23 protein-coding genes are annotated in these 25,289 nt (G+C 47.6%); 14 read left to right on the top strand and 9 right to left on the bottom strand.

Annotated elements, in window-relative coordinates; all coding sequences use genetic code 11:
• Window positions 1-7: 7 nt before the first annotated feature.
• Window positions 8-925: an NAD-dependent epimerase/dehydratase family protein gene (locus SPB21_RS29135; protein WP_499868464.1), complete on the bottom strand. Its 918-nt coding sequence runs from the start codon at window positions 923-925 to the stop codon at window positions 8-10.
• 519 nt (window positions 926-1,444) lie between these two features.
• On the opposite strand from SPB21_RS29135, the gene SPB21_RS29130 reads away from it, so the two are divergent.
• A complete protein-coding gene (locus SPB21_RS29130; RefSeq protein WP_163660482.1) occupies window positions 1,445-5,440 on the top strand; it encodes a magnesium chelatase subunit H in 3,996 nt (1,331 codons plus the stop codon).
• Window positions 5,441-5,968: 528 nt separating this feature from the next.
• On the opposite strand, the gene SPB21_RS29125 is transcribed toward SPB21_RS29130, so the two are convergent.
• A complete protein-coding gene (locus SPB21_RS29125) occupies window positions 5,969-7,402 on the bottom strand; it encodes a family 10 glycosylhydrolase (RefSeq protein WP_499056910.1) in 1,434 nt (477 codons plus the stop codon).
• Window positions 7,403-7,645: 243 nt separating this feature from the next.
• Window positions 7,646-7,966, bottom strand: a complete 321-nt coding sequence (locus tag SPB21_RS29120; RefSeq protein WP_163660486.1) for a hypothetical protein — start codon at window positions 7,964-7,966, stop codon at window positions 7,646-7,648.
• 331 nt (window positions 7,967-8,297) lie between these two features.
• Here SPB21_RS29120 and SPB21_RS29115 point away from each other — a divergent pair, with 331 nt between their 5' ends.
• From SPB21_RS29115 to mdh, 7 genes are all read left to right on the top strand, one after another.
• Window positions 8,298-9,125: a photosystem II manganese-stabilizing polypeptide gene (locus SPB21_RS29115; protein WP_163660488.1), complete on the top strand. Its 828-nt coding sequence runs from the start codon at window positions 8,298-8,300 to the stop codon at window positions 9,123-9,125.
• Window positions 9,126-9,553: 428 nt separating this feature from the next.
• Window positions 9,554-10,348, top strand: coding sequence for an RNA polymerase sigma factor SigF (locus SPB21_RS29110; RefSeq protein ID WP_006518064.1), 795 nt, complete (start codon window positions 9,554-9,556; stop codon window positions 10,346-10,348).
• Window positions 10,349-10,413: 65 nt separating this feature from the next.
• Window positions 10,414-11,247: a hypothetical protein gene (locus SPB21_RS29105; protein ID WP_163660490.1), complete on the top strand. Its 834-nt coding sequence runs from the start codon at window positions 10,414-10,416 to the stop codon at window positions 11,245-11,247.
• Window positions 11,248-11,526: 279 nt separating this feature from the next.
• Window positions 11,527-11,715, top strand: a complete 189-nt coding sequence (locus SPB21_RS29100) for a photosystem I reaction center subunit IV (RefSeq protein WP_006518066.1) — start codon at window positions 11,527-11,529, stop codon at window positions 11,713-11,715.
• Between the two features lie 56 nt (window positions 11,716-11,771).
• Window positions 11,772-12,617 (top strand): DNA-formamidopyrimidine glycosylase, encoded by an 846-nt coding sequence (locus SPB21_RS29095; protein WP_163702241.1) that lies wholly within the window; start codon window positions 11,772-11,774, stop codon window positions 12,615-12,617.
• Window positions 12,618-12,706: 89 nt separating this feature from the next.
• The gene (locus SPB21_RS29090) at window positions 12,707-12,922 is read left to right on the top strand and encodes an NAD(P)H-quinone oxidoreductase subunit O (RefSeq protein WP_006518068.1); all 216 of its coding nucleotides are present in this window, start codon (window positions 12,707-12,709) and stop codon (window positions 12,920-12,922) included.
• Between the two features lie 163 nt (window positions 12,923-13,085).
• Window positions 13,086-14,078: a malate dehydrogenase gene (gene mdh / locus SPB21_RS29085; protein ID WP_499868461.1), complete on the top strand. Its 993-nt coding sequence runs from the start codon at window positions 13,086-13,088 to the stop codon at window positions 14,076-14,078.
• On the opposite strand, the gene lipA is transcribed toward mdh, so the two are convergent.
• Window positions 14,079-14,987 carry a lipoyl synthase gene (gene lipA, locus SPB21_RS29080; protein ID WP_163660495.1) on the bottom strand — a complete coding sequence of 303 codons (909 nt, stop codon included), beginning with the start codon at window positions 14,985-14,987 and terminating at the stop codon, window positions 14,079-14,081.
• A 239-nt stretch (window positions 14,988-15,226) separates the two neighbouring features.
• Here lipA and SPB21_RS29075 point away from each other — a divergent pair, with 239 nt between their 5' ends.
• Together SPB21_RS29075 and SPB21_RS29070 are read left to right on the top strand one after the other, a co-directional pair.
• The gene (locus tag SPB21_RS29075; protein ID WP_499868459.1) at window positions 15,227-15,817 is read left to right on the top strand and encodes a L,D-transpeptidase; all 591 of its coding nucleotides are present in this window, start codon (window positions 15,227-15,229) and stop codon (window positions 15,815-15,817) included.
• A 185-nt stretch (window positions 15,818-16,002) separates the two neighbouring features.
• The gene (locus tag SPB21_RS29070; protein ID WP_163660499.1) at window positions 16,003-16,338 is read left to right on the top strand and encodes a hypothetical protein; all 336 of its coding nucleotides are present in this window, start codon (window positions 16,003-16,005) and stop codon (window positions 16,336-16,338) included.
• Window positions 16,339-16,352: 14 nt separating this feature from the next.
• Here SPB21_RS29070 and tsaB read toward each other — a convergent pair whose 3' ends face one another.
• The 3 genes from tsaB to SPB21_RS29055 form a co-directional block, all read right to left on the bottom strand.
• Window positions 16,353-17,009 carry a tRNA (adenosine(37)-N6)-threonylcarbamoyltransferase complex dimerization subunit type 1 TsaB gene (gene tsaB / locus SPB21_RS29065; protein ID WP_163660501.1) on the bottom strand — a complete coding sequence of 219 codons (657 nt, stop codon included), beginning with the start codon at window positions 17,007-17,009 and terminating at the stop codon, window positions 16,353-16,355.
• A 75-nt stretch (window positions 17,010-17,084) separates the two neighbouring features.
• Window positions 17,085-17,795: a hypothetical protein gene (locus tag SPB21_RS29060; RefSeq protein WP_163702240.1), complete on the bottom strand. Its 711-nt coding sequence runs from the start codon at window positions 17,793-17,795 to the stop codon at window positions 17,085-17,087.
• Between the two features lie 88 nt (window positions 17,796-17,883).
• Window positions 17,884-18,870: an endonuclease/exonuclease/phosphatase family protein gene (locus SPB21_RS29055; protein ID WP_499868457.1), complete on the bottom strand. Its 987-nt coding sequence runs from the start codon at window positions 18,868-18,870 to the stop codon at window positions 17,884-17,886.
• Between the two features lie 276 nt (window positions 18,871-19,146).
• Here SPB21_RS29055 and cax point away from each other — a divergent pair, with 276 nt between their 5' ends.
• Window positions 19,147-20,241, top strand: a complete 1,095-nt coding sequence (cax, locus tag SPB21_RS29050; RefSeq protein WP_163702236.1) for a calcium/proton exchanger — start codon at window positions 19,147-19,149, stop codon at window positions 20,239-20,241.
• Window positions 20,242-20,306: 65 nt separating this feature from the next.
• On the opposite strand, the gene SPB21_RS29045 is transcribed toward cax, so the two are convergent.
• Complete coding sequence (locus tag SPB21_RS29045) at window positions 20,307-21,128, bottom strand: alpha/beta fold hydrolase (RefSeq protein WP_499868455.1); 822 nt, start codon at window positions 21,126-21,128, stop codon at window positions 20,307-20,309.
• Window positions 21,129-21,236: 108 nt separating this feature from the next.
• Between SPB21_RS29045 and SPB21_RS29040 the strand changes: the two genes are divergently transcribed.
• From SPB21_RS29040 to SPB21_RS29030, 3 genes are all read left to right on the top strand, one after another.
• A complete protein-coding gene (locus SPB21_RS29040) occupies window positions 21,237-22,052 on the top strand; it encodes an aminotransferase class IV (RefSeq protein WP_163702231.1) in 816 nt (271 codons plus the stop codon).
• A 118-nt stretch (window positions 22,053-22,170) separates the two neighbouring features.
• Window positions 22,171-24,015 carry an ATP-dependent zinc metalloprotease FtsH3 gene (gene ftsH3, locus SPB21_RS29035; protein ID WP_006518079.1) on the top strand — a complete coding sequence of 615 codons (1,845 nt, stop codon included), beginning with the start codon at window positions 22,171-22,173 and terminating at the stop codon, window positions 24,013-24,015.
• Window positions 24,016-24,269: 254 nt separating this feature from the next.
• Window positions 24,270-25,013 carry a bifunctional 4-hydroxy-2-oxoglutarate aldolase/2-dehydro-3-deoxy-phosphogluconate aldolase gene (locus SPB21_RS29030; protein WP_499868453.1) on the top strand — a complete coding sequence of 248 codons (744 nt, stop codon included), beginning with the start codon at window positions 24,270-24,272 and terminating at the stop codon, window positions 25,011-25,013.
• On the opposite strand, the gene SPB21_RS29025 is transcribed toward SPB21_RS29030, so the two are convergent.
• Window positions 24,954-25,286 carry a DUF565 domain-containing protein gene (locus SPB21_RS29025; protein WP_163702229.1) on the bottom strand — a complete coding sequence of 111 codons (333 nt, stop codon included), beginning with the start codon at window positions 25,284-25,286 and terminating at the stop codon, window positions 24,954-24,956. The two genes, SPB21_RS29030 and SPB21_RS29025, sit on opposite strands and share 60 nt — an antisense overlap.
• Window positions 25,287-25,289: the final 3 nt, after the last annotated feature.

Here is a 25,289-nt window from a genome sequence, read left to right as displayed (position 1 = left end):
CCTAAAACTAGACAGATGTCAAAATCTGATCGTCTAATTCAAAGTCCACAGCCTGCTCTGACCGGCAGTAATCATTTTGATAGGAATCCTTAAGGCCATGGACCAGGCTATATTTTGGCGTCCAACCTAGATCGCTTTGAGCTTTACCAATGGACGTAAAGAAATGCTGAACTCTCATGGGAAATGCTTTGCGCTTACCAAAGTCAAACTGATTTGGCTCGTAGTGGCGAATATCTGGCACAGGTTTACCCATGGCCTCAGCACAGGCATGGGCAAGACCATCAAAGGTAACGTAGCGCTCACCTGAGATATTGTAGACCTGCCCAATCGCTTTGGGATTACCGAGCACAGAAACCATGGCTTGGGCTAAGTCTTCACAATGTCCTAGCTGAGTAATGGCTTTGCCATTACCGGGAATGGGCATTGGTCTGTCATGACTAATGCGGTCAAAGAACCATTTTTCTAGAGGATTATAGTTCTGAGGACCATAGATGTAGACAGGGCGAATAGCGGTAAAGGGGACTCCCTGCTCGATTAAATAGTCTTCGGTGTGGTGTTTACCTTTGTGCCGACTGTTAGGGTCCACAGGGTCGCCTTCGACATGGGGCATCTGCTCGCTTTTGAGATACACACCGGCTGAGCTGACATAGATAAACTGCTGTACTGTGCCACCAAATAACTCGACTAGGGGCTGGGTATCGCCAAGCTCACGACCATTGTTGTCGTAAATGGCATCAAAGGTTTTGCCAGCGAGGGCGGCTTTGAGATCTTCGGGGGATTTGCGATCGCACCTCACCACCTCCACACCATCAGGTGCAGGACGATTTCCGCGATTCAGCAACGTCACCCTATGACCTGCCGCTAATAGCAATCGGGTCAGATACACCCCAATAAATCGCGTCCCACCCATCACCAAAATCCGCATAGTCAACCCCAAAAAACAAACGGAGAACGTCTCTTACACATCAAATCTTATGGAAGATTGCTTCAGTAAAAACACGAGCCTAAGAAAACGAGACAAATCCAAAAGAATAGCCAAAATCTACAAAACATGACTTTTGTCAATCATTATCTTTTTGCTTTATTTGAAGTATAAGAATTAGTAACACTCTCACTTTATGTAACGAATTCGTTACATAAAGTGAGAGTCAATATGTCATTTTGTATCGCATCTATGGCTGTATCCCTAGTCAGCAGGGATTTTCTGATACAAACACAATAGGTTTAAAAACCTATTCAGATGTTATGGAATGTTTCTCAATACAGTAATCAATGCACTTTTGTAAAGCGTGTTTCAAACGTTTTTCTGATTACTGGGTCAATTGCGATTTCCTAATCAGTCCAACCGGTAGCAATGCCCTAGGTTTTCCTGGGTTTCAAATGCTAGGCGGCAGTCATCACCCCCCATTGCAAGCGAGCACACACAGAGGAAGGAGTAAACTGCATGTTCACCAACGTCAAGCCCACTGTGAGACATATCTCACCCGAGAACCTTGGCGAACGGTCCTTGATGAAAGTGGTCTACGTCGTCTTAGAGCCACAGTATCAAAGCGCTCTGTCAGCAGCTGTTAAATCCATCAACGCTAATAATCCCCACATAGCAGTAGAAGTTAGCGGTTATCTAATTGAGGAACTTCGCGATAGTAACAATTACGAAGCATTTAAGAAGGATGTTTCTGAAGCCAACGTCTTTGTTGCTTCTCTAATCTTTATTGAGGAACTGGCCGAGAAAGTTGCCGCTGCTGTTAAGCCTCACCGTGACAATCTTGACGTGGCCGTGGTTTTCCCATCCATGCCTCAGGTGATGCGCCTCAACAAAATGGGCAGCTTCTCCATGGCTCAGTTGGGTCAGTCCAAGAGTGCTATTGGCGAATTCATGAAAAAGCGTCGCCAAAAGCAGGGTGGCAGCTTTGAAGATGCCATGCTCAAGCTTTTGCGCACTCTGCCCAAGGTGCTCAAGTATCTCCCCGTAGACAAAGCTCAAGATGCCCGTAACTTCATGCTCAGCTTCCAGTACTGGCTGGGCGGTTCTCCTGAGAACCTGGAGAACTTCATGCTCATGTTGGCCGATCGCTACATGTTCGGCGATAAGCAAATCGAAGGTGCTCCTCAAAATATGGAGTACAACGAGCCTGTCACTTATCCCGATACCGGCATCTGGCACCCCCTTGCTCCTTGCATGTATGAAGATGTCAAGGAATACCTTAACTGGTATAGCTTCCGCCAGGATTTACCTGCGTCCCATAAACGGGACCAAGCTCCCTGCGTTGGTATTGTTCTACAGCGCACCCACCTAGTTACCGGTGATGAAGCACACTATGTATCCATGGTGCAGGAGCTGGAGTACCTAGGCGCTCGAGTGATCCCCGTCTTTGCTGGCGGACTGGACTTCTCTAAACCTGTGGAGCAGTTCTTCTACGAGCCTGTTACTCAAGAGCCCCTGGTTGATTCCGTTATTTCTCTAACTGGTTTTGCCCTGGTAGGTGGTCCTGCTCGTCAAGATCATCCCAAGGCGATTGAGTCACTCCAGAAGCTGAATCGCCCCTATATGGTGGCTCTTCCCCTAGTCTTTCAAACCACTGAAGAGTGGGAAGGTAGCGATCTAGGTCTACACCCCATTCAGGTAGCTCTACAGATGGCGATTCCTGAGTTAGATGGTGCCATTGATCCGATTGTGGTTTCTGGCCGTGATGGCATGACCGGTCGTGCTATTACTCTGCAAGATCGGGTAGAAATTATTTCCCAGCGTGCTCTGAAATGGGCCAACCTACGTCGTGTCAAACGTGCCAATAAAAAGCTAGCCATTACCGTCTTTAGTTTCCCCCCCGACAAGGGTAACGTCGGTACTGCTGCCTATCTAAACGTCTTTGGCTCCATCTATGAAGCCATGGTCGAAATGAAAGAGCAGGGCTACACCATCGAAGGCATGCCTGAGTCGGCAGAAGCTTTGATGCTGGAAGTTATCAATGATGCCCAGGCTCAATACAATAGCCCTGAACTCAATGTTGCTTACCGCATGTCAGTGGCTGAGTACGAAAAACTGACTCCTTACTCAGAGCGCTTAGAAGAGAACTGGGGACCACCGCCAGGCACCCTCAATACTGACGGCCAGAATCTGTTGGTATACGGTAAGACCTTCGGAAACTTGTTTATCGGTGTACAACCCACCTTTGGTTACGAAGGTGACCCCATGCGGTTGCTGTTCTCACGGTCCGCTAGCCCCCACCATGGCTTTGCCGCTTACTACACCTTTATCGAAAAGATTTGGAAGGCAGATGCAGTTCTGCATTTTGGTACCCATGGCTCCCTGGAGTTTATGCCTGGCAAGCAAATGGGTATGTCAGGGCAGTGCTACCCCGACAACCTCATCGGCAGTACTCCAAACCTCTACTACTACGCTGCCAACAATCCCTCTGAGGCCACCATTGCTAAGCGGCGTGGCTATGCAGAAACCATCAGCTACCTGACACCGCCTGCTGAGAATGCAGGTTTGTACAAGGGACTGAAGGAGCTAAGCGAGCTGATTGGTTCGTACCAGGGGCTTAAAGAAGGCGGTCGAGCGATTTCTATTGTCAATGCCATCATTGAGAAGGCACGCCAAGTCAATTTAGATCGCGATGTTGTCCTTCCTGATGTAGAAGACGCTAGCCAAATTAGTAAAGACGACCGCGACACCCTGGTGGGCAAGATTTACATCAAGCTGATGGAAATCGAATCTCGACTGCTACCCTGTGGTCTCCATGTCATCGGAAAGCCCCCTACAGCAGAGGAAGCCGTAGCCACCCTGGTAAATATTGCAGGTCTCGACCGTGAGGAGGAAGGGTTCAAGAGTCTTCAGCGCATCATTGCGGAGAGTCTTGAGCGAGATATCGATGAAATCTACAACAACAGCGATCTGGGCGTCTTAGATGATGTACAGCTACTGTACGAAATCAATGAAGCGACCCGTGCCGCTGTTGGTGCCATTGTTAATGAACAATTGGACGCTGAGGGTCGAGTATCCCTGAAGACCATGCTGAAGTTCTTTAACTTTGGCAAGCGCCAAGATCCTTGGGTGGAAGCGCTTCACAATCTTGGCTACAAAAATGTAGACGAGGAAGCTCTTAAGCCTTTGTTTGAGTATCTACAGTTCTGTCTGAAGCAGGTTGTTGCCGATAACGAGCTGTCTTCTTTACTCAGAGCATTAGATGGAGATTACATCCTACCTGGACCTGGTGGTGACCCCATTCGTAACCCAGATGTATTGCCTACCGGCAAAAACATCCACGCCCTGGACCCTCAGTCCATTCCTACCACCGCAGCTGTTCAGTCTGCCAAGGTGGTGGTTGATCGCCTCCTAGAGCGTCAGCGCCAGGACAATGGCGGTCAGTATCCTGAGACAATTGCTTCTGTTCTTTGGGGAACTGACAACATTAAGACCTACGGTGAGTCCCTAGCTCAGATGCTTTGGTTCGTTGGGGTTAAGCCAGTACCTGATGCCCTAGGCCGCGTGAATAAGCTGGAGATTGTTCCTCTAGAAGAGCTCGGTCGTCCCCGGATTGACGTGGTGATTAACTGTTCTGGCGTATTCCGCGACTTGTTCGTCAACCAGATGGCTCTGCTAGATCGGGCTGTGAAAATGGCTGCTGAAGCCGATGAGCCTCTGGAAATGAACTTCGTTCGCAAGCATGCTTTGAAGCAGGCTGAGGAAATGGGGCTATCAGTACGAGAAGCAGCGACTCGCATCTTCTCAAATGCTTCTGGTTCCTATGCTGCTAACGTTAACCTGGCGGTTGAGAACAGTAGCTGGGAGGAGGAGTCTGAGCTTCAGGAAATGTACCTCAAGCGTAAGTCCTTTGCTTTTAACTCAGACAATCCGGGTGTGATGGACCAGTCCCGTGATTTGTTTGAGGCGTCCCTAAAAACAGCTGATGTTACTTTCCAGAATCTAGATTCTTCGGAAATTTCTCTAACTGACGTTTCCCACTACTTTGATTCTGACCCCACTAAGGTGATTGGTCAGCTACGGGGTGACGGGACAAAGCCTGCTTCCTTTGTGGCAGATACGACTACAGCAAATGCTCAAGTCAGAACCCTTTCGGAAACTGTTCGTTTAGACTCTCGGACTAAACTGCTAAATCCGAAGTGGTACGAGGGCATGCTAGCCAACGGCTACGAAGGTGTGCGTGAGTTATCTAACCGCTTGGTGAACACCATGGGATGGTCAGCGACTGCTGATGCTGTGGATAACTGGGTTTATGAAGATGCCAACACCACATTTATCCAGGATGAGGAGATGTGTAAGCGACTCATGGATTTGAATCCCAACTCATTCCGTCGCATGGTAACAACACTGTTGGAAGTCAATGGTCGAGGCTATTGGGAAACTAGCGACAACAACATCGAACGTTTACAGGAGCTCTATGAAGAAGTAGAGAACCGTATTGAGGGTGTTGAGTAAACGATTAATGCATTTCTGAGCAAGGCATTATTATCAGCCCAACACAACCTTAATTATTAATTAATCTATAAAAAGCCCCTTTAGACTCTTTAGGTCTACGGGGGCTCTTTATAAAGGTGTTATACAAAATCCTGACTGATAACGCCCGGTACCGAGGGACATCCACAAGGGAGTACCCCTACAGGATTGTCCATTTTTAATCGGGCTTAATGAATTCGGATTGGGTAGTAGATTCTTTAGGAAAGGTCTAAATTCACATCTGTAAACAACTCTGTGATGTGACACTTTCATTTACGTAACATGACCAGTCGCAGAGCTGGGGAGACCCCCATAAGCTAAGTAGCCATGATGTGTGAGGGTAACTATCATGAGACAGCGTTTATGGCATGCTCTAGTTATCACGTTTGGCCTTTATTTACTTTTTGTTTGCCAATCTTTGGACGATATACCGTCCTTAAAGAGAACGAAACTTAACAATAACTTTCACGAAATGCTATCGCAGCTTCTTCTTTAAAGAAGGCATTTGAGCTACGGCAATTCACAAAACTTTCTGACTCGGTCAAATTCTGGGTCTTGCCAAGAATAGGCAAAATGGCTCACTGAATTAATATTTGGGGTTGCTTGCTGAAGCGCTGACATCTGAGCTTCTAAGGAGGGTCTGTTATTAATTGATTTACCCCATACGCCTGCCAATGCAGGACGCACATTATTAGCACTGTTCTGCCGTAGTACCATTTGCACCTCTTGCACAATGCAGCGGGTGTTACCGCAGATACTGTAGGCCATTGGATGCCAGCTCATGGATGTGGGAAAACGATTCCAGTGTTGCAAGCGGGAGTCATACCCTTGAGTGCCTACAGGCTGATTGGCTGTGGGGAAAAAGACCACACCTGTTGGAATATTTTGTTGTCTTACGGGTTGGCTAACTGTGGTGAGAAAGTCAATGACTCCCTGCACAGCATGGGCAACACTTAAACGCCACAGCTCTAACTGTAGAGCAGGGCGACGGACTGAAGCTGGCACATCGCTCGTGCTGTTGGCTTGTCGTCGGCTTTGCCACAGCGGTTCAGCTTCATTGGGAAATTGCCTATCAACTCGTTCTAAATCGCCCTCTGTTAAGTATCCTCGGGTGAGAAACTGTCGAATCAGTTCTCTACCTTTATTATTTACGGCTCTCTGAAGTAGGGAATTTTGGGCCGCAGTGCCATAAATCCAGAGATCACTAACTTGACCTGCAACAGAGTAACTGCCAAGGCCTCGGGGATATCGAATGTAGTCAAAAAGTACGCCATCTGGCCTGCGTTGCAATATTTCCTGCAACATGCGCAAATAGTCGTTCTGGGCTTGGTAGTTATAGGGGTCGATAAAGATTTCTTCTGGATTATTACTACCGCCGCGACTGGCAAATGCTGAGGTCGTTTCACCGTTACCATTACGGGCCAGTACCTGCTGACGATCTCGACGTTGGCCATAGGAATAACCAAAATTCATGGTGAACATCCAGGCATGTACTTTGAGACCTCGCTTACGACCTGCTGCGATCGCATCTGCTAACAAATCACGGTTTTCATAGCCGCGCTGTTGCACAACACTGGGCCAGGCAGTGCGATTATCCCGCTTAGGAAGCAGCACCTGACCGTTGTAAAACACCTCGACATAGATCTCGGTATAGCCCAAATTAATGACTCGATCCATTAGAGCATCCAGCACTCCGGGTCTTAAATCACAGGGGTATAAACGAATCCAGGTCGCCTGCTGGCGAGGCCATTGACGCTGCCGACAGGTTTGCAACATATCTGAATGACGTTTGAGCAGATCGCGATACTGTGCGATCGCAACGGCATCTCCATTGGCCGCTTGTTGTCTCACAGCTTCCTTAGCATCAACCTCAGCTTGAGATAGCTGACAATATTGGTTGAGGTCACCAGCTTGCGCGAAGCCAGGCATCGGGCGATGCACCATAACTCCCCCCAGCAAGACCAACAAACCGCACCACAAACGTTGGCTCTTGCTCAAATGCCTAAGACATACCATAGCTATGAACAATTACGATGAACAACTAAAAAGAGCTACTGCAAAAATCTACTGAGTTGTGTCATCAGCTCCTTGAGCTGCTGCGAAATAGACATTCAACCATTAAAAACTGAGGGATTATATCACTCTTTGGTAAAAGTTGATTTTATATATGTTTATGTTTCTCTGTAGTTAATCTTCAGATGCCTCTAATGTGGATTCATCCTCTAACGTTGCGAGTAATTGCGTGAGTTTTATTCGTTGAATATAGGGCCACCCACCATTGAGCTCAATATCTCGCAGTAGATGATACAAATGTTGTCGATTAGTTGGCAATGAGTCTTGAAAGAGCGTTTCACGGATATCACGATGCAGCTCTTCCAATTGTCTTAAAATCCCTAAGAGAGCCTCACAATCTTTTTCCCTCTTTTGAGCTGCTAATTTGACAGCTAGTCGAATTTCATCAATATCAGCAGCTTGCGCTTTAGAGTTATCAGAAGAGTACAATTCCATCTAGATACAATGCCTTTCCTTGATATCACCGAAACCGGAAGGTGCAGATAGTGTAGCCCAAATTCTTCCAGTCATCTGGTCCATCACCAGCCTTCCAATGTTAACCAATGCACCAGATTTAGCAATTTTCAGAACTCACCGGGGACTCGTCCGTGTAAAATACTTTCGGAAAGGTTAGTTGGCTATTCTGAGGGCGACTTCGGTAAGCCTTGGTGAATGGTTTTCTATTTAAAAGGAAGACTTCAGGCATAGGCAACGTCATAAAACCTTAGTCGGTTCTATAACCACTGACAAATTTTCTTACATAAATCTTTTTTGTTTGAGGTTTACCATGAGGTATCGTGCCCTAATCGTTGCATTTCTAGCACTCTGCATGGGTGTACTAACAGCATGTAGCGATGCTCCTAGTGCTGACAGCAACACTCCCCTAACTTACGATCAGATCAGAAATACAGGTTTAGCCAACAGCTGTCCTCAAATTTCTAGCGTTCGTCGCGGGGAGATTGCTATTGACAGTGGCAAGTCTTATCAGATTGCGGGTCTATGCTTAGAGCCGACTAGTTATTTTGTGAAGGAAGAGCCTGCTAACAAGCGTCGGGAAGCTGAGTTTATTTCTGGTAAGTCTTTGACTCGTTACACCTCTAGTTTGGACCAGGTGCGTGGTTCTTTAGAACTTAATCCTGACGGCAGTCTGCTTTTCACTGAGATAGACGGCATAGATTTTCAGGCTGTGACTGTTCTACTTCCAGGTGGTGAGGAAGTGCCTTTTCTATTCACTATTAAGGGTCTAGTGGCACAATCACAGGCTGGACTAAACGCCATTACGTCATCCACTGACTTTATTGGTGACTACCGTGTCCCTTCCTACCGCACATCTAACTTCTTAGATCCAAAAGGTCGTGGTTTGACCACAGGTTACGACACAGCAGTAGCCTTGCCAGCTGGTGGTGATACAGAAGAACTGATCAAAGAGAATATGAAAGCCTTCAAAGTTGGACAAGGCACCATGTCTCTACAAGTTGAGAAAGTTGATAGTGTGACTGGCGAAATTGCTGGTACGTTCGAATGTGAGCAACCTTCTGACACTGACATGGGAACTGCAGAGCCGTCAGACGTTCGCGTACAAGGCTTGTTCTATGGTCGTGTAGAAGCTACTTGACGCTTAATAGCTAAGAACCCAGTGGGGGTGGCTCTACTCCAGTAGGCATTTTCACTAAGGTAATTTTGAAGAGGGAAGGTAGTTCTCCGGAACTATCTTCTCTTTTTTGCTTTAAGGACAGACACAATACATGAAGGCCTCGTAAAGATTACGGCTTTGACGTTAAACATACGCATGTCCGTCACCCTAAATTTCCGTGTATACGTCCTTGTTTGAGCAGGCTGCCAGAAATTAGGCTGGCTTTGACAGTTTGAAGCTGTGATTTGAATCACTGTGATCTTGAACCTTGATCTTCACTATGAAGTCACCACATTGAACCCATGGTTTAAGTTCTAGTTTTTCAATTAAGTTTCTGTCTTTCGTAGCTCAATATTGCATCTATCCCAGTGGGCATAGAGTTGAGCATGTACATGTCAAAGGGGTTTCCCATGTCGTCCAAACTCAACAAAGCACTCAAAAGCGAGACTTTAGAGCTGCTGAATGATTATCAAAAGAATGATTCACCTGAGCTGCGTAACAAGTTGGTCAAAATGAATCTTGGTCTGGTGCGTCGCGAAGCCCACCATTGGCTTTACCACTCCAACGAAACCTTTGATGACCTGATGCAGGTCGGCAGCTTAGGACTAATTAGGGCCATTGAGCGTTTTGACATGTCTAAAGGCTATGCCTTCAGCTCTTTCGCTATTCCCTACATTCGTGGCGAAATTCAGCACTATTTACGAGATCGCAGCGCCATCGTTCGCATCCCAAGACGTTGGCAGTCATTACAACATCAATCAGCTCGAGTTATTCGACAACTCCAAGAAAAGCTAGACCGTAAGCCCACGGATCAGGAAATCGCCGATCACCTGAAAATCAGTGTTCAGGAATGGCAAGACGTTAAATTAGCCAGTCGGAATCGTTCACTGCTAAGTCTAGACGCCCCTATTCAAGATGAAGGCAGTGGCTCTGCTTCACTCAGTGATTTATTACCCGATCCAAAGTACCGCAGCTTTCAGCTGGCTCAAGAAGATCGTATTCGCCTCCAACAGGGACTGGCTCAGCTAGAGCGTAGAACTCAAGAAGTCTTAGAATTTGTATTTCTACACGACCTGACTCAAAAGGAAACAGCCGAACGCCTAGGTATTAGTGCTGTTACGGTTTCACGTCGAGTTAAAAGCGGACTTAAGCGACTGCGCGATTTAATGGCTCCCGCCGAAGGTGAGGAAAAAGATTTCGCCTAAGCTCTATGCATTCAGCATATCTTGCTTTATACTTTGCGAACACAAGTCCTTGGAGGATTGAAAAGATGCATCGTCTGCTCTTGGTATTGCTAATAACAACTGGGGCAATTTCCCTGAGCGGTTGTGGATTCTTTAATCGCAACAGCGATGATGTTGCTGAGGATCCAGCTACCCCAACGGAACAAACAACTCAACCAGTAGAAACGTCAGAAGGTGAGCTTCCTGATATTCCAGGGGGAGAGGATTCCGGTAATGTAGTTGCGGTCTCAGAAAATTCTCCCACCATCGTTGCTCGTGACCTGATTCAGTCTACTGATCCAAACGAACGAGCAATTGGAGTGGAACGCACTCGTAATGATCCCTTCGCAGAACTAACAATTCCCCTCATCCCTCCTGAGCCGATTTTGCCTGAAGACGATGGTACGACGGCGACTAATGCTGGGACTGAGACTGGTCGCACAGTTGCAGCAGGACCTGGAACAGTAGGGCCTGGCAGTAATAACCCTCAGCAGCGCCCAGACCTCGCAGAACAACGCCGAGTTGAATCAGGTCGTGCTGAGATAGCGGCATTGCCCGAAATTCCACAGCCAACGACAGCTAGAGCTGTTCGAGTATCAGGGGTTATCCAAATCGGAGGGTCTCCTTACGCCATTGTTAAAGCTCCTAATGAAATTGAGCGCTATGTCAGACAAGGCGAAAGAATTGCTGGAGGCAGTGTTGTTGTCAAACGCATTGATACAGGTTCAGCTGAACCCCGTGTAATCCTGGTGGAAAACGGCATCGAAGTAGAGCGTTTCGTGACATCAACTGAAGAAGCCCCTGTGGAAGAAGAACCTGCCGCAGAAACAGTGTCAACAATTGGTGCTTTGCCAACTCTACCGAGTCCTGCTGGCATCTAGTTCATTCCAAATCATTCAAGGCTACATCTAATTTTCTTATTTTTAAAACCCTCTAGCTGTAAAGGTTAGGGGTTTTTCTGTATCCGCTCTGATTTCGTTGTGTAGGGTGTAGTTTATTTTTTATTCGGCTTTTTCTAAAGAATTATTTCTAAAATCTTCGATATGCAACAATTCTTAAATGGCAAGACTGTGAGTTCGGTTCAGAGGAGTAGTACCCTGGTGAACAGGTAGCTTGCTGCTCGCATTCATTACTCGTCTTTGAACAAGAGAGGACTATTCATGGTTAAGCGTGGATCTAAAGTACGTATCCTGCGTAAGGAGTCTTATTGGTTTCAAGATATTGGTACGGTTGCTTCCGTTGATAAAAGTGGCATCAAGTATCCAGTTGTTGTTCGTTTTGACAAAATTAACTATGCCGGAGTTAATACCAACAACTTTGGCGAATTTGAGCTGAAGGAAGTTAAGTAGCTCAAGCAACTGTAGATGGCTTGGTAAAATTAGCAGAGTTATTTGTCTAGTTATCCTTGCCAGAACTTCCTGAGGTAGAAACTGTCCGACGAGGGCTCAGTCGAGTTACTCTATATCAACCTATTCGGGGTGGCGATGTGCTGTTAGACCGCAGCATTGCTCACCCCGTTTCTATTGAAGAGTTTCTACCATCTGTCCTGGGGGCTGAAATTACGGCATGGCAACGTCGCGGCAAGTATTTATTGGCAGTTTTAACTCGCCAGCAACAACCGGCTGGTTGGTTAGGATGTCATTTACGCATGACGGGCCAACTTCTATGGGTAGAACAATCAATGCCGGTGTCTTCCCACTGCCGTGTTCGCCTCTTTTTTGAGAATGAACGAGAACTGCGTTACGTTGACCAACGCACCTTTGGTCGTCTTTGGTGGATACCTCCCAACATACAGCCCGATCAAATCATGACAGGGTTGCAACGGTTAGGCCCAGAACCTTTTGCCGATGAGTTTTCTGTAGGCTATATGCAAGCCTGGTTTGGACGTAGACAGAAACCTGTTAAAAATGCATTGCTTGACCAGGCCATGGTGGCAGGCATCGGTAATATCTATGCGGATGAGGCGTTGTTTTTAAGTGGCATTCGCCCCAAGGTGAGATGCGATCGCATTTCCCCCACTCGCCTCAAACGCTTACACACATCCATTCGTAAAGTTCTTATCGATAGCATTGAAGCCGGTGGCACCACCTTTAGTGACTTTCGCGATATCCACGGCATCAATGGCAACTACGGCGGTGTCGCCTGGGTATACGACCGCGAAAACGAACCCTGTCGTGTCTGCGCAACGCCCATCACACGCATCAAACTCGCAGGACGCTCTGCCCACTACTGCCCCAACTGCCAAAAATAGAGTTCTATTTATTTTCTCCACCGCCTATTGCCCATTCCCCACAGCCCCCACAGGAGCGATAATATATTGACCAGTTATTTTTCTAAGTAATGGCGATTAAAAAGGGTACTTTTGTGCGTGTCGTGCGCGAGAAATTAGAGAACAGCGTAGAAGCCACTGCTAGCGATAATCGGTTTCCGCCCTATATTTTTGAAACCCAAGGTGAAATTTTAGAAATTCGCGATGATTACGCCCTGGTGAAATTTGGCCGAGTACCCACCCCCAATATTTGGCTCCAGGTAGAGCAGTTGGAAGCGTTTAAGTAAGACTGACAACGTATTAAGAATCCTGATGGGATACTCCCAAGTACAAGTAGCCCCGGACACAATGGAAGTGTGGTTCACATCCGTTGATTACGTGGACCGCATCGTTGGGTAGCTGGGCCATTGATTAGCTGAGGTGCCCTCAAGCTGTCTATTGGGAGTTCCTATGGTAGTCGCTATTCCATCTCCTCGGAAAGCAGTTGTTAATAAAGCTGCGATCGCAATCCCCAAAATCACTGTCATTGGCGCAGGCAATGTAGGTGCCAGCCTTGCCCGGTGTTTACTGGCCCAAAACTTAGGCCATGTGGTTCTACTAGATATCGTCGAAGGTCGCCCCCAGGGATTAGCCCTCGACATGGCTGAGGCACGCCCCCTAGAAGGGTATAGCTATAGTATTACTGGAACCAACGACTACCCAGATACAGCCAACTCACAGGTAATTGTGATTACCGCTGGGCTCCCACGCAAGCCAGGCATGTCCAGGGATGATCTACTCAAGGTGAACGGCGGCATCATTCTAGACGTAATGTCACAGGCTCTGCCCCACTCTCCCGATGCCCATTTCATCTTGGTCACTAATCCCTTAGATGTAATGACCTATCTAGCCTGGCAAACCAGTGGGCTCCCTCCCCGTCAAGTCATAGGACAGGCCGGAGTACTAGATTCAGCAAGATTTCGCACCTTTATTGCGCAGGAATTAGAGGTTCCTCCTCAGGATGTATCAACCATGGTACTGGGAGGACATGGTGATCTGATGGTACCGCTAATTAGCTACACCACTGTCAGTGGCATCCCTCTCACTGAACTAATGCCACTGAACAAAGTTCAGCAACTGGTAGATCGCACCCGTCATGGTGGCGCAGAAATTGTGAATCACCTCAAAACCGGCGGAGCATTTTACGCACCTGCGGCCGCAACAGCAACAATGGTGGCTGCAATTCTGCAAAACCAGTCAGCCATACTACCCGTTTCAGCCTATCTTGAGGGGCAATACGGGCTCAAAGATATCTATTTGGGTGTACCCTGTCGTCTTGACCACAATGGGGCAGCTTCCATAATGGAACTCTCACTCACCAACGATGAGCAGGTTGCCCTACAAACCTCTGCAGCATCGGTGCAACAAACACTACAAAAGGCACTATCACTCTTGACTAGCTAATTAATTTTTTCTGATTGCGGCCTCAACAGTTTGCGGACGAGGGCGAGGATACTCAGCCATCAGCCGTCGCACCTCTGCCGCATGGTAAGAACTGCGTGTCAGAGGAGACGATACAACCTGCAAAAAGCCCATCGCTTCTCCAGCCTCTCGCCACTGATCAAACTGTTCGGGGGTAATGAAATCTTGCACACCAAGGTGCTTTTGAGTAGGCTGCAAATATTGACCAATGGTAAGGATATCGCAGTCTACAGCGCGTAAGCCAGCCATGACCTGGCGGACTTCCTCATCAGTTTCCCCCAGACCCACCATGATTCCTGACTTGGTGTAGGCCCATGGAGCAATTTCACGGGTACGTTTGAGTAGTTCCAAGCTGCGCTGATAGTCACCTTGGGGACGCACACGCTTATAGAGTCTAGGAATTGTCTCCGTATTGTGATTCATCACCTCAGGAGCTGCCGACAAAATAGTTTCTAAAGCATCCCAATTACCGCACAAGTCAGGAATCAGCACCTCAATGGTGGTATTGGGCGAAAGCTTTCGAGTCTCTTCAATGCAGCGCACAAACTGACTAGCCCCCCCATCGAGTAGATCATCTCGGTTTACTGAAGTGATGACTACATGGTTCAGACCCATCCGCCGCACAGCCTCACCTAAACGCAGAGGCTCGGTTGGGTCTAACGCCTGGGGTTTTTTCTCAAAATCAATATCGCAATAGGGACAGGCTCGCGTGCAAGCTGGGCCCATGATTAAAAATGTGGCAGTTCCAGCATTGAAGCACTCACCAATATTGGGACAGGAAGCTTCTTCGCACACCGTGTTGAGAGCGAGATCCTGCAAAATACCTTTGACATTGCCGACCCTTTCCCATTGGGGGGCTTTAACTCTCAGCCAGTCTGGTTTAACCGTCACACTACCCTGCCTTTACGAATGGAGTTGCTACGTCAGATAAATTTTTGACAATACTACTGATTCTAACAACTCAGGGACAAAGCCATGGGGGCTGCACAAAAGTATGCTGAGAAGTATGAGCAGCCCATAAAACAGATATCGTAAAACAACCGTAATAGGGTGAAATAGGTAAGATATTCAGGAGTACGACGCTTCCAAGTGCATACCGTTTTCTATCCTACGTTTTCCAATCCTTTGTAATGCAAGGTCTTCATCCCTTAGCTCGCAGCTTTGCCTTACTATGCGTTGGTTCTGCCCTTGGACTAGCCTTACTGGAGTTGCAAGATCCTTTTGATTGGAAAGCCGCAAATGCTCGACCAAGCCAGGATGGCAATAACCTCCTTACTCGCATCTCCATAGCTAACGGTCGCCGCCCAAGCTTCGCACGGCGCTTTAAACAATCAGATATTGAAATTGTGGTGCAGCTGGATGCTCGTATAGTAAATGTGTACCAAAAAGGTGACGTCGTCAAAGAATATCTCATCGCCATTGGTCAAGAAGAGTGGGAAACCCCCGAGGGCAGCTTTAGCATCACTCAAAAACAGAAATACCCCACATGGCAACACCCAATCACGGGAGAGTTAATCAAAGCAGGGAAGAAAAATCCCTTGGGTTCTCGATGGATTGGCTTTTTATCAACCCAGGATGGCGAAATTGGTTTTCACGGCACCAATGAGGAACGCTTAATTGGGGAAGCCATTTCCCATGGTTGTATCCGTATGCTTAATGAAGATGTTGAAGACCTGTATACCTATGTTGATATAGGTACTACGGTTACAGTAAAGCGCTAAATAAACCCACTAAACTTCTGGCTCTAACGGTCCAAGATAAGGCAACAAAGACGACAGAACGCATCAAATCATTTAGCCTAATTTATAGAGAGTGAACATTTTTGAAGATTCTTCGCAATTTTTCAACCTAGAAGTTCACAGCCTCGTTCATCGCAGAACTCAGTGTTAATAATTTTCTTTATCCAATGATTCTTGATCCAGTCTGGATTTCTGGAGTTTTTTTATGGGCTTTGGCCCTCTATCTGATGTTTTCGCCCCTGGTCCTTCGTTTGGTTGAGGCTCTAGAACAACAGGCTATGGGCTGGTTAGCATCCGCTGACACAACATCCTCTACTGGGCCAGCAGAACTCTATGCATCAGTCATGAGTATTGTGCCGTTTGTCGTCACTGGCGGTCTTTGTAACTATTTACTAGATATCAGCATGGGTCGTAGCTGGACCGTAAGCGTTGGCATTATCACCTGCATAGGCAGCGGCGTATATGAGTTGGGTCGCCGCGACGGTCAAGCCAATCAAGACTAACCTCTCAAACAGCTTCAAACAGTTACTGGATGTTGACCGTAAAACGGAATGACCTGTCGCCAGTCCGATATCTTCTCCCTTTGCAGACGCTCATAGCCAAGCTGTAACAAGGACGAGGTTGTTTCGGCCAGGCCAACACCTGAATCTAGGACTATTTTTACCAGGGGTTGAGACCAGTGGGATTGCTTCAGGTTCCAATCACTTGCGCTCAGCACCGTATCTTCTAGTTTTAAGGTCAGACTTTCTCCAGTCCAGTGGTAAACCGCACCATACACAGCCCCTCGTTTAGCAGGCATCGTAATAGCCAGATCAGTAGCTGTTTTGTGAGTTTCCACTATGGACTCCGAGGGTGGGCCCGACGCGGTGACTCGATGGTGGGCAACAGCAGCCAAAGCAGAAATACCCAATAGGGGAATATCTAACTGCTGTGCCAACGTTCGGGCAGTTGCCACACCAATCCGGGTACCCGTAAAACCACCAGGTCCAATGCATACAGCAATAAACGTCAGCTCTTGCCAGCGCTGGGGGGGCAAAAACCCTTGAAGTAACGCATGAAGTTGGCTGGATAAGTCACGACCTAGCTGCCAAGTTTGCTGACGATGGATCGTTTCAAAATCACTGATGGCTAAACCCAGTTCAGGGGTAGAGGTATGAAGTGCCAGACCTAACATGTCTTTCGAAATTTTCTACAAATCGTCTTGAGGGAACCGTTGTCTCAGAAGTGGGCATCGGCAGCATGACGTATGCTAATCGCTTTCTCTAGGAACAATTTCTTTAGTAACTGCAAAATAAAAGCCTAATAAGAGTTCACGATTTTGCCACTTTTTGAAACTGACGGAACGGCGAAACATCAGATAGGCCACATAGCCAAAAAATGGAGCAACGATTAGCAGCTCTAGAGAGCTTACACGAAATGTATTGATTAAACTCACAAACCCTAGAATCAAACATCCCAGAGAAAGATTACGGTACATGATGTGGGAAGCTGTGTGCATTTCTGCAGCCGTAACCGAAGGGCTATTGTTTTCACGCAGATAGGCTTTAAGTCGAGCATTGATCCAGCGCATCTTTTTAGGGAGGCCTATTTTTTGCTGTAGCTGAAGTACTAAGCGATCTTCAAAGTCTAGTGACGATGTATTCCCTAGCTCAGCCTGTTTCAGTTTTTTATCTCGCTCCCTTAGCTGACTATCCATATACAGATATTCCTGTTTAAACACATGGCATAGCAGCAGAAAATATCGCCAGCTCAATGTTTGTACAGTCCCACCAATGATATAGCTCAAAAATAAGAATGTGAGTGAGATCGCCAGTGTCCCACTGCTCTGAATCACCGGAGCCAAATCCGCCAAACTTTCCACTGGGTTATAAAGCAAAAATCCTGCCACAATAAATGGCGAGCCCCCAATAATTGAAGCAAATAGTTCAAAAGGCCCAAGGAAATACTTCAGTTGCTCCATAGGATGTGATGTGCGTCTGAATAGAAATGGTTTTAGCAGAGGCTCCTGTCTTTCTGAAGTAACTCAGGAGTTTCCATATCGTCTCAGATTATTTCAGCGTAAACGTCATCATCAATGGCAAGTGATCCGAAGCCGTTCCCACTTCTGGTATCACACGGGTTGCCGTCAGCTCAATCGACTCTGGGGTATAGAACAAATAATCCAGCTTATGTTCAGGTGGTTCAGATGGGAAGGTCGGTTGGTCAGGCCATTGCTCTCTAGGAAGCGCCGATGAAAATGCACCAGACTCTGCCAACACCTCAATCGACCGCTCCCCTTCTTCAGGTCGATTGACCGCACTGTTAAAGTCACCTACTAGCAACACAGGATACTCCTTGGCATAGGTTTCAGCCATTTGTCGTACGGCATAGGTTTGATTAAATCGGGTCGGGTTATCAAACGCTTCCAGGTGCACATTTATAACAATCAGAGCACGACCATTAATGTCGACTTGGGTAACCTGAGCTAAGCGATCCAAATAGACAGCATTGTAGAAAAACGGACGACTGGCTACTTTTTCGAGTACGATTCGATTATTTTCCACAATCGGGTAGCGACTCAATACAGCCTGACCTGAGACGATTTTGCCGAAGTGGGCTGATATGGGCCAATAGGGAAAAGGTACATAGTTTTTATTCCAGTTAATGGCCAGACCGGCATTAGCCAACCCCAGGGCGTTAGCAAGGGCATCCAGCTGATTAACGTTGTAGGAGCGTTTAGAGGCGATATCAATTTCTTGGAAAGCGATGATGTCAGGATTTAGGGAGCGAAGTGTGGCGATCGCACTCTCTAAGTGCCCATCAAATAAACTCTTAGGCCGCTCCACCGCCTCTTGATTCGTCAAGCCCGACAAATAGCCAATGTTGTAAGACACCAGGGACAATGTGTTTTCTTCGGCAGCAGCAGCCTCAACGTCATAGGTGAGGATTTCTGTATATTTATCGCGAGGATAGCTACCAGAGGTGGCCCAACCATAGAACACGACCAAGACCAGTGCCAACGAACCCAAAATTGCCAGAATCAGCTTCCACACCATGGCACCCTCATTAGATTAGTACTCAACACCAGTACTCAATCTAATGCCGTAATGATGCAGGTCTTCAGATACCTGCACAACTCGTAAAGTTCATTCCAAGAATAGTTGGAATTATTCCCTCACTTGTCACTCCTTTGGGTAATCTGATGGTGCTGAAATATCTAGGATTAGAGCAACAGTTCAGTTCCTTTAGAGAAATGCCTAAATTTGAGCATTTCTCCAATTGAACGCGTCCCTCAATTCAATCCTCGACCTAAACGATGTGTTAAAGCCTCCATGTCAATCAAAAATTTAATTTTCTTCGGTCTACTTATATTTGTTCCTATTTCCGCATCTGCCCATTTCCTTGGCTGGGGTGAACTGGCAGTTTTTGTCACAGCGGCGATTGCCATCATTCCGTTAGCGGGCTGGATGGGCCAAGCTACTGAGGAAATCGCTGTGGTTGTGGGGCCTTCCCTGGGTGGTTTACTCAATGCCACCTTTGGGAATGCAACAGAGCTGATTATTGCCCTGATTGCGCTCAACGCCGGGTTAATTAACGTCGTTAAATCTAGTATTACCGGCTCAATTATCGGTAACCTGCTGCTGGTGATGGGACTATCGATGCTGCTGGGAGGCATCAAGTTTAAGGAACAGGACTTCCAGCCAGTAATTGCCCGCATGAACGCATCGTCGATGAATTTAGCGGTAATCGCAATTTTATTGCCGACAGCAGTGGACTTTACCTCACCCTCCATCACGGAGCCAACGCTACAGCGTCTCTCTGTTGCCGTAGCTATTGTGTTGATTCTGGTTTATGGCCTCACGCTGCTGTTTTCCATGAAAACCCACGCCTATCTCTATGATGTGGGCACAGCGGAAGAGGAAGGAGCGGAAGAAGAGCATCACGAAGCGCCGAACCTCCCGCTTTGGATTGGGGTGCTGTTGGCCGCCACCTTGGTAGTCGCTATAGAGTCCGAGTGGTTAGTAGGCTCCCTAGAGGTTGCCACTAAACAACTAGGCTTGTCCGAACTCTTTACAGGCGTCATTTTGCTGCCCATCATTGGCAATGCGGCCGAGCATGCCACTGCTGTGACTGTCGCTTTGAAAAATAAGATGGATTTATCGCTGTCGGTGGCCGTGGGGTCCAGTATGCAGATCGCTCTATTTGTAGCTCCAGTGCTGGTCATTGCTGGATGGCTTATGGGTCAGCCGATGGATCTGGACTTTAATAATTTCCAACTGATCGCCGTAGCTGTATCAATTTTGATTGCTAACTCTATTAGCAGTGATGGGAGTTCTAACTGGTTAGAGGGGACGTTGTTGCTGGCAACTTACACCATCATTGGTCTTGCGTTCTTTTTCCATCCCATGATTGAAGGAATTGGTTAAATGGCTATTCATCGTAGGCCCGTTGGGGACCATTCATCGTTGTAGAAACGTTCCATGGAACGTCTCTACAACGATGGGGTTAAAAATAATGCGATCAGATTAGAAATTTGATCACAATCCGTCCGAATCAAATCATGATCGGCCTCGGGTAATACCTCAAATTCGGCACCCGGCACTCCATGACCGTAGGTTTCACAATGCCATAGGGGGATCGTCGTATCCTGGGCACCAGCAATGACTAAGGTCGGCACAGCAATCTTATGAATGCCTTTTTCTACGGTATCAATGGCATCCTCCGGTCGTAGACGGTCAACGATAAAGGACTTAGCGACAGGCTGTTTGCCAAATTCGCGCCGAGCCATGGCTACCTGGTCATAGGTCTTTTGCTGCCCGAGAACTTTGGCAAGGGGTTTCAGACCAGTAAGCACCCAATCCACCACGGGTGTTTCCCACAAAATCGGACGCATATAATTGTAGCGACCGACAAAACTGTCATCGCGAATGCCAGCCGGAGCAATCAGAATAAGATACTCCAGCAAAGATGCATTAGTGTCGGCCTGCTCAATCGCCAAGGCAGAACTGGTCCACCCCCCATAGGAATGGCCAATGAGGGTGACATTGGTGAGCTTTAAGGCAGCAATAAACTCACTCACAAACGCCGTTTGATGCCAAATGGTGTACTTAAGCTTGGGTTTAGAAGAACGACCAAAGCCAAGTAGATCCAGCGCAATACAGCGATAGCGGTCAGCCAACCGCTCCATGAGCAAACGCCACACGCTACTTTCGCCAAGAAAACCATGGAGAAATAGCAACACCGGATTATCCTGGACACCATACTCTATGTAAGCTGCTTCATATTGACCGAGCTGAACCGTTGATTTTTGCACCCGTTATCCCCTGTGGCTATCGTTTTCATCTTCTAAGATCGGAACACGCTTTGGAGCGAATTTCAGAGGATTCTAATTTGCTCCTGAGTTTTCTGAGAAGCCTAACAGATGACTTATTGGTTTGCAGGTCAGCTATATAAGGATGACCAGATAAAGATTATGGTTAGCGATCCGGCGTTGGCGTATGGAGCCAGCGTATTTACGACGATGCGGATTTATGAGAATAGCTTGACGCATCCGTTGACAGCATGGGATTGGCATTGCGATCGCATCGCCCAATCACTCCATTTCTTTACCTGGCCCCAACCAGACTGGCAACGCACCACTACAGGCTGTCAAGCATTGCTCACAGACTATCCAGTGCTAAGACTGACTATTCTTGCCGATGGCCGTGAACTGATCACAGGTCGCCACCTCCCGCTCAATCTAGAACAGCAACAGCAAGAAGGAGTAACGGCCTGGATTGCCGCAGAGCCTAAATATCAGCGCAGTTTGCCAGGACACAAAACCAGCAATTATCTACCTTGCTGGTTGGCGATGCAAGCCGCCAAGGGCCATGGAGCTCGCGATGCCATTTTGATTGCACCCACTGGAGAATGGCTGGAAACCAGCACAGGTAACTTATGGGGATACAGCAATGGCAAATGGTACACGCCGCCCCTGAACTCCGGCCTACTGCCAGGCATTAGCCGAGCCCGATTGATTAAAGCTTTAAAGAATCAGGTCATTTCCCACATCCCTTGGACCGGAAGTAGAGTGAACCAGTTTGAATGTTTAGCCTACAGCAATTGTGTGGTAGAGCTTTTACCGATCCACACAGTTCTGTCTGGGAATATTAAACTAAACTATAGTTCTACCCACGAAGGTCTAACAGCCCTCAAACAAATGTTTTACAGGCCTTCGATGTGCGAGCACAACTGCTGAGCGGAGTAGGCTATGCAGAATCCTGAAATGCGTTAACATAAGTTAATAAATCTCAGATCAGCATAGGCGAGCTCGCTGAAATCGCTGACAATTAAAAACTTTAGGAGGCTTACTCCCTGTGAATAAGCGCTGGAGAAACGCAGGACTCTACGTGTTATTGGTAGTTGTCGTCATCGCACTAGCTACCGCATTTTTTGAACAACCTCGTATTGAAACCGATGCATGGCGTTACAGCCGTTTTATCAACCAAGTTGAGAGCGGTGCCATTGAGAAAGTTTACATTAGCGCCGATCGAACCCAGGCTCGTTTCCCTGATCCAACAGGTGAAGAGCGTCGGATTGTGGTTAACTTACCCAGCGACCCTGGCCTTGTTGATATCCTCACTGAGAACTCTGTGGATATTGAAGTTCAGCGTCAAGCTGAGGAAAATCGGTTGCTGCAAGTACTCAGCACATTACTTATCCCCATCTTGCTGCTCGTAGTGCTGTTCTTTGTACTACGACGTGCTCAAAATGGCCCTGGTAGCCAAGCGATGAACTTTGGTAAATCAAAGGCTCGCGTACAGATGGAGCCTCAGACCCAAGTCACCTTTGGTGATGTGGCTGGCATCGACCAGGCCAAACTTGAACTTACTGAGGTGGTTGATTTCTTAAAGAATGCCGACCGCTTTACGGCGGTTGGTGCCAAGATTCCCAAGGGCGTATTGCTAGTGGGTCCTCCTGGTACCGGTAAGACACTGCTAGCTAAGGCCGTTGCTGGAGAAGCTGGTGTACCGTTCTTCTCTATCTCTGGTTCTGAGTTTGTAGAGATGTTTGTGGGTGTGGGTGCTTCCCGTGTTCGCGATCTGTTTGAGCAAGCTAAGACCAACGCTCCTTGCATCGTATTTATTGACGAGATTGACGCGGTTGGTCGTCAGCGTGGTGCTGGCCTCGGCGGTGGTAATGACGAGCGTGAGCAAACCCTAAACCAGCTACTCACTGAGATGGATGGTTTTGAGGGCAACACTGGCATCATCATCATTGCGGCTACTAACCGTCCTGACGTATTGGATGCGGCTCTATTACGTCCTGGTCGTTTTGACCGTCAGGTGGTGGTTGACCGTCCTGATTACTCCGGTCGTTTAGAAATCCTGAAGGTTCACTCCCGTGGGAAGACCTTTAGCAAGGACGTTGATCTAGAGAAGATTGCCCGTCGGACACCTGGGTTTACCGGTGCTGATCTGTCTAACTTGCTAAACGAAGCCGCTATTTTGGCAGCTCGCCGCAATCTGACCGAAATCTCCATGGATGAAGTTAACGATGCGATTGATCGCGTCTTGGCCGGTCCTGAGAAGAAAGATCGGGTAATGAGCGAGAAGCGCAAGTCCCTAGTTGCTTACCACGAAGCAGGTCATGCCCTGGTGGGTGCCCTGATGCCAGACTATGACCCCGTGCAAAAGATCAGCATTATTCCCCGTGGTCAAGCCGGTGGTTTGACTTGGTTTACTCCGAGTGAAGAGCGTCTAGAGTCCGGTCTATACTCCCGTTCTTATCTGAAAAACCAGATGGCTGTGGCCCTGGGTGGTCGTCTTGCTGAGGAAATTGTCTTCGGCGATGAAGAAGTTACGACCGGTGCTTCTAATGACCTACAGCAGGTAGCTCGCGTGGCTCGTCAGATGGTGACTCGCTTTGGTATGAGCGAAAAACTAGGTCCAGTTGCCCTAGGTCGCCAACAAGGTAATCCTTTTTTAGGGCGTGACATTGCCACTGAGCGCGATTTCTCTGAGGAAACAGCTGCTGTGATTGATGCGGAAGTTCGTAGTCTTGTAGACGTTGCCTACAGCCGCGCTAAGCAAGTCCTAGTTGAGAACCGCAAGGTTCTTGATCAGCTAGCTGACATGCTAGTAGACAAGGAAACAGTTGATTCTGACGAACTACAGAGACTGCTGATTGACAACAATGTCAGCATGGCAAGCATTGCCTAGAGGTCTAGTAGATTTTTAGTTAGCGTTTCTTAGTCTTACTCCTGAGGAGTTTGATATTTAAAAGCCGCAGGCTACCCCTGCGGCTTTTTGTTGTGTTGGAGAGGATTTTATTTTTGTTACATGCCGTGTTGAATCGTTAGCAGTACTTAGAAAAGCGACAATTTCCGTATTGCAAATTGGTCTAAAAGCCTAAGAGGTACAAGCAGATATGATTGACGCTTGCAAAATAGGCTTAACACTAAGCCCCTCAGGTTATGACTGCATTACATTCAGCCCCGCCTCATGTGCAACCTCTTGTTGAATACCAGCAGCGTTGGCTGCAGACACTCCAAACCCATCGCGCCATTGCTGTTATTAGGGCTGAGACAGTTGAAAGCGGTCTAAATATGGCAATGGCTGCTGCTGAAGGAGGCATCCATCTACTCGAAGTTACTTGGAATAGCTATCAGCCTGTGGCGTTGCTCCAGGCCATTCAAAAGGCGTTACCCCACTGCACTGTAGGGGTGGGGACAATTTTGACAGAAGAGGATTTGCGGGTTGCGATCGCAACTGGCGCACAATTCTGCTTTAGCCCCCATACATCGATAGCCTTGCTTAGCCATGGCCGTACGGTGCATATCCCTACCGTGGCAGGAGCCATGACCCCAACTGAAATTTTAACGGCTTGGGAATTAGGGGCCACAAGCGTCAAAGTGTTTCCCATCAAAGCCTTGGGGGAAGCCACATATCTGGAATGTATACAAGGCCCCCTCGGACATATTCCATTGATTCCGTCTGGGGGCGTGACCCCAGAGAATGCCACTGACCTCTTATCAGCTGGTGCAACAGCAGTGGGAATTTCTAGTGGATTATTTAGGGCAAACCATGTGCGGCATCAAGACTGGAAAGCGATCCAACATCAAGCTACTCAACTCGTAGAAGCCATTAGCACACTGTCGCTAACTACCGAGTTTAAAGGCCTCAACAAAAAGACCATAAACCATGCCCAGCTTAAATGAATTAAGGAGTTCAGGGAGGATCGTCCGCTGGCCATTGGAGCGAGATCGATGATATAGCCAGCTAATGAATTCCACCATGGCTACCAAAATGGCAGAAATCAAAATATCAATCTCTGACGTTTGACCCGCTGTCGCAGAAATAGCTGTCGCGAAAAAATTACCAAACAGCAGGCTAATGACAGCTAATGAAATGCGCCGCCAGGGATTAAACACCCATTGACTAAAGCGCTGACCCGCTTGATCTACTAATGTACTTAATCGCGTTCGTTGCATTGA

The sequence above is a fragment of the Leptothoe sp. ISB3NOV94-8A genome (genome assembly GCF_043421595.1).
GTDB classification, from domain to species: Bacteria; Cyanobacteriota; Cyanobacteriia; order Phormidesmidales; family Phormidesmidaceae; genus Leptothoe; species Leptothoe turfae.
Note: the sequence above shows the minus strand (reverse complement) of the source record. Positions and strands in the feature narration are given on the sequence as shown.

Bases quoted from the DNA above. Each gene is read 5' to 3' on its own strand.
- SPB21_RS29025 (WP_163702229.1), bottom strand. From the start codon at position 25,286: ATGCAACGAACGCGATTAAGTACATTAGTAGATCAAGCGGGTCAGCGC.
- cax (WP_163702236.1), top strand. From the start codon at position 19,147: ATGTCAATCAAAAATTTAATTTTCTTCGGTCTACTTATATTTGTTCCT.
- SPB21_RS29130 (WP_163660482.1), top strand. From the start codon at position 1,445: ATGTTCACCAACGTCAAGCCCACTGTGAGACATATCTCACCCGAGAAC.
- SPB21_RS29110 (WP_006518064.1), top strand. From the start codon at position 9,554: ATGTCGTCCAAACTCAACAAAGCACTCAAAAGCGAGACTTTAGAGCTG.
- SPB21_RS29075 (WP_499868459.1), top strand. From the start codon at position 15,227: ATGCAAGGTCTTCATCCCTTAGCTCGCAGCTTTGCCTTACTATGCGTT.
- SPB21_RS29135 (WP_499868464.1), bottom strand. From the start codon at position 925: ATGCGGATTTTGGTGATGGGTGGGACGCGATTTATTGGGGTGTATCTG.
- SPB21_RS29120 (WP_163660486.1), bottom strand. From the start codon at position 7,966: ATGGAATTGTACTCTTCTGATAACTCTAAAGCGCAAGCTGCTGATATT.
- SPB21_RS29115 (WP_163660488.1), top strand. From the start codon at position 8,298: ATGAGGTATCGTGCCCTAATCGTTGCATTTCTAGCACTCTGCATGGGT.
- SPB21_RS29040 (WP_163702231.1), top strand. From the start codon at position 21,237: ATGACTTATTGGTTTGCAGGTCAGCTATATAAGGATGACCAGATAAAG.
- SPB21_RS29100 (WP_006518066.1), top strand. From the start codon at position 11,527: ATGGTTAAGCGTGGATCTAAAGTACGTATCCTGCGTAAGGAGTCTTAT.
- SPB21_RS29090 (WP_006518068.1), top strand. From the start codon at position 12,707: ATGGCGATTAAAAAGGGTACTTTTGTGCGTGTCGTGCGCGAGAAATTA.
- SPB21_RS29125 (WP_499056910.1), bottom strand. From the start codon at position 7,402: ATGGTGCATCGCCCGATGCCTGGCTTCGCGCAAGCTGGTGACCTCAAC.
- tsaB (WP_163660501.1), bottom strand. From the start codon at position 17,009: ATGTTAGGTCTGGCACTTCATACCTCTACCCCTGAACTGGGTTTAGCC.
- SPB21_RS29030 (WP_499868453.1), top strand. From the start codon at position 24,270: ATGACTGCATTACATTCAGCCCCGCCTCATGTGCAACCTCTTGTTGAA.
- SPB21_RS29060 (WP_163702240.1), bottom strand. From the start codon at position 17,795: ATGGAGCAACTGAAGTATTTCCTTGGGCCTTTTGAACTATTTGCTTCA.
- SPB21_RS29105 (WP_163660490.1), top strand. From the start codon at position 10,414: ATGCATCGTCTGCTCTTGGTATTGCTAATAACAACTGGGGCAATTTCC.
- mdh (WP_499868461.1), top strand. From the start codon at position 13,086: ATGGTAGTCGCTATTCCATCTCCTCGGAAAGCAGTTGTTAATAAAGCT.
- SPB21_RS29070 (WP_163660499.1), top strand. From the start codon at position 16,003: ATGATTCTTGATCCAGTCTGGATTTCTGGAGTTTTTTTATGGGCTTTG.
- SPB21_RS29055 (WP_499868457.1), bottom strand. From the start codon at position 18,870: ATGGTGTGGAAGCTGATTCTGGCAATTTTGGGTTCGTTGGCACTGGTC.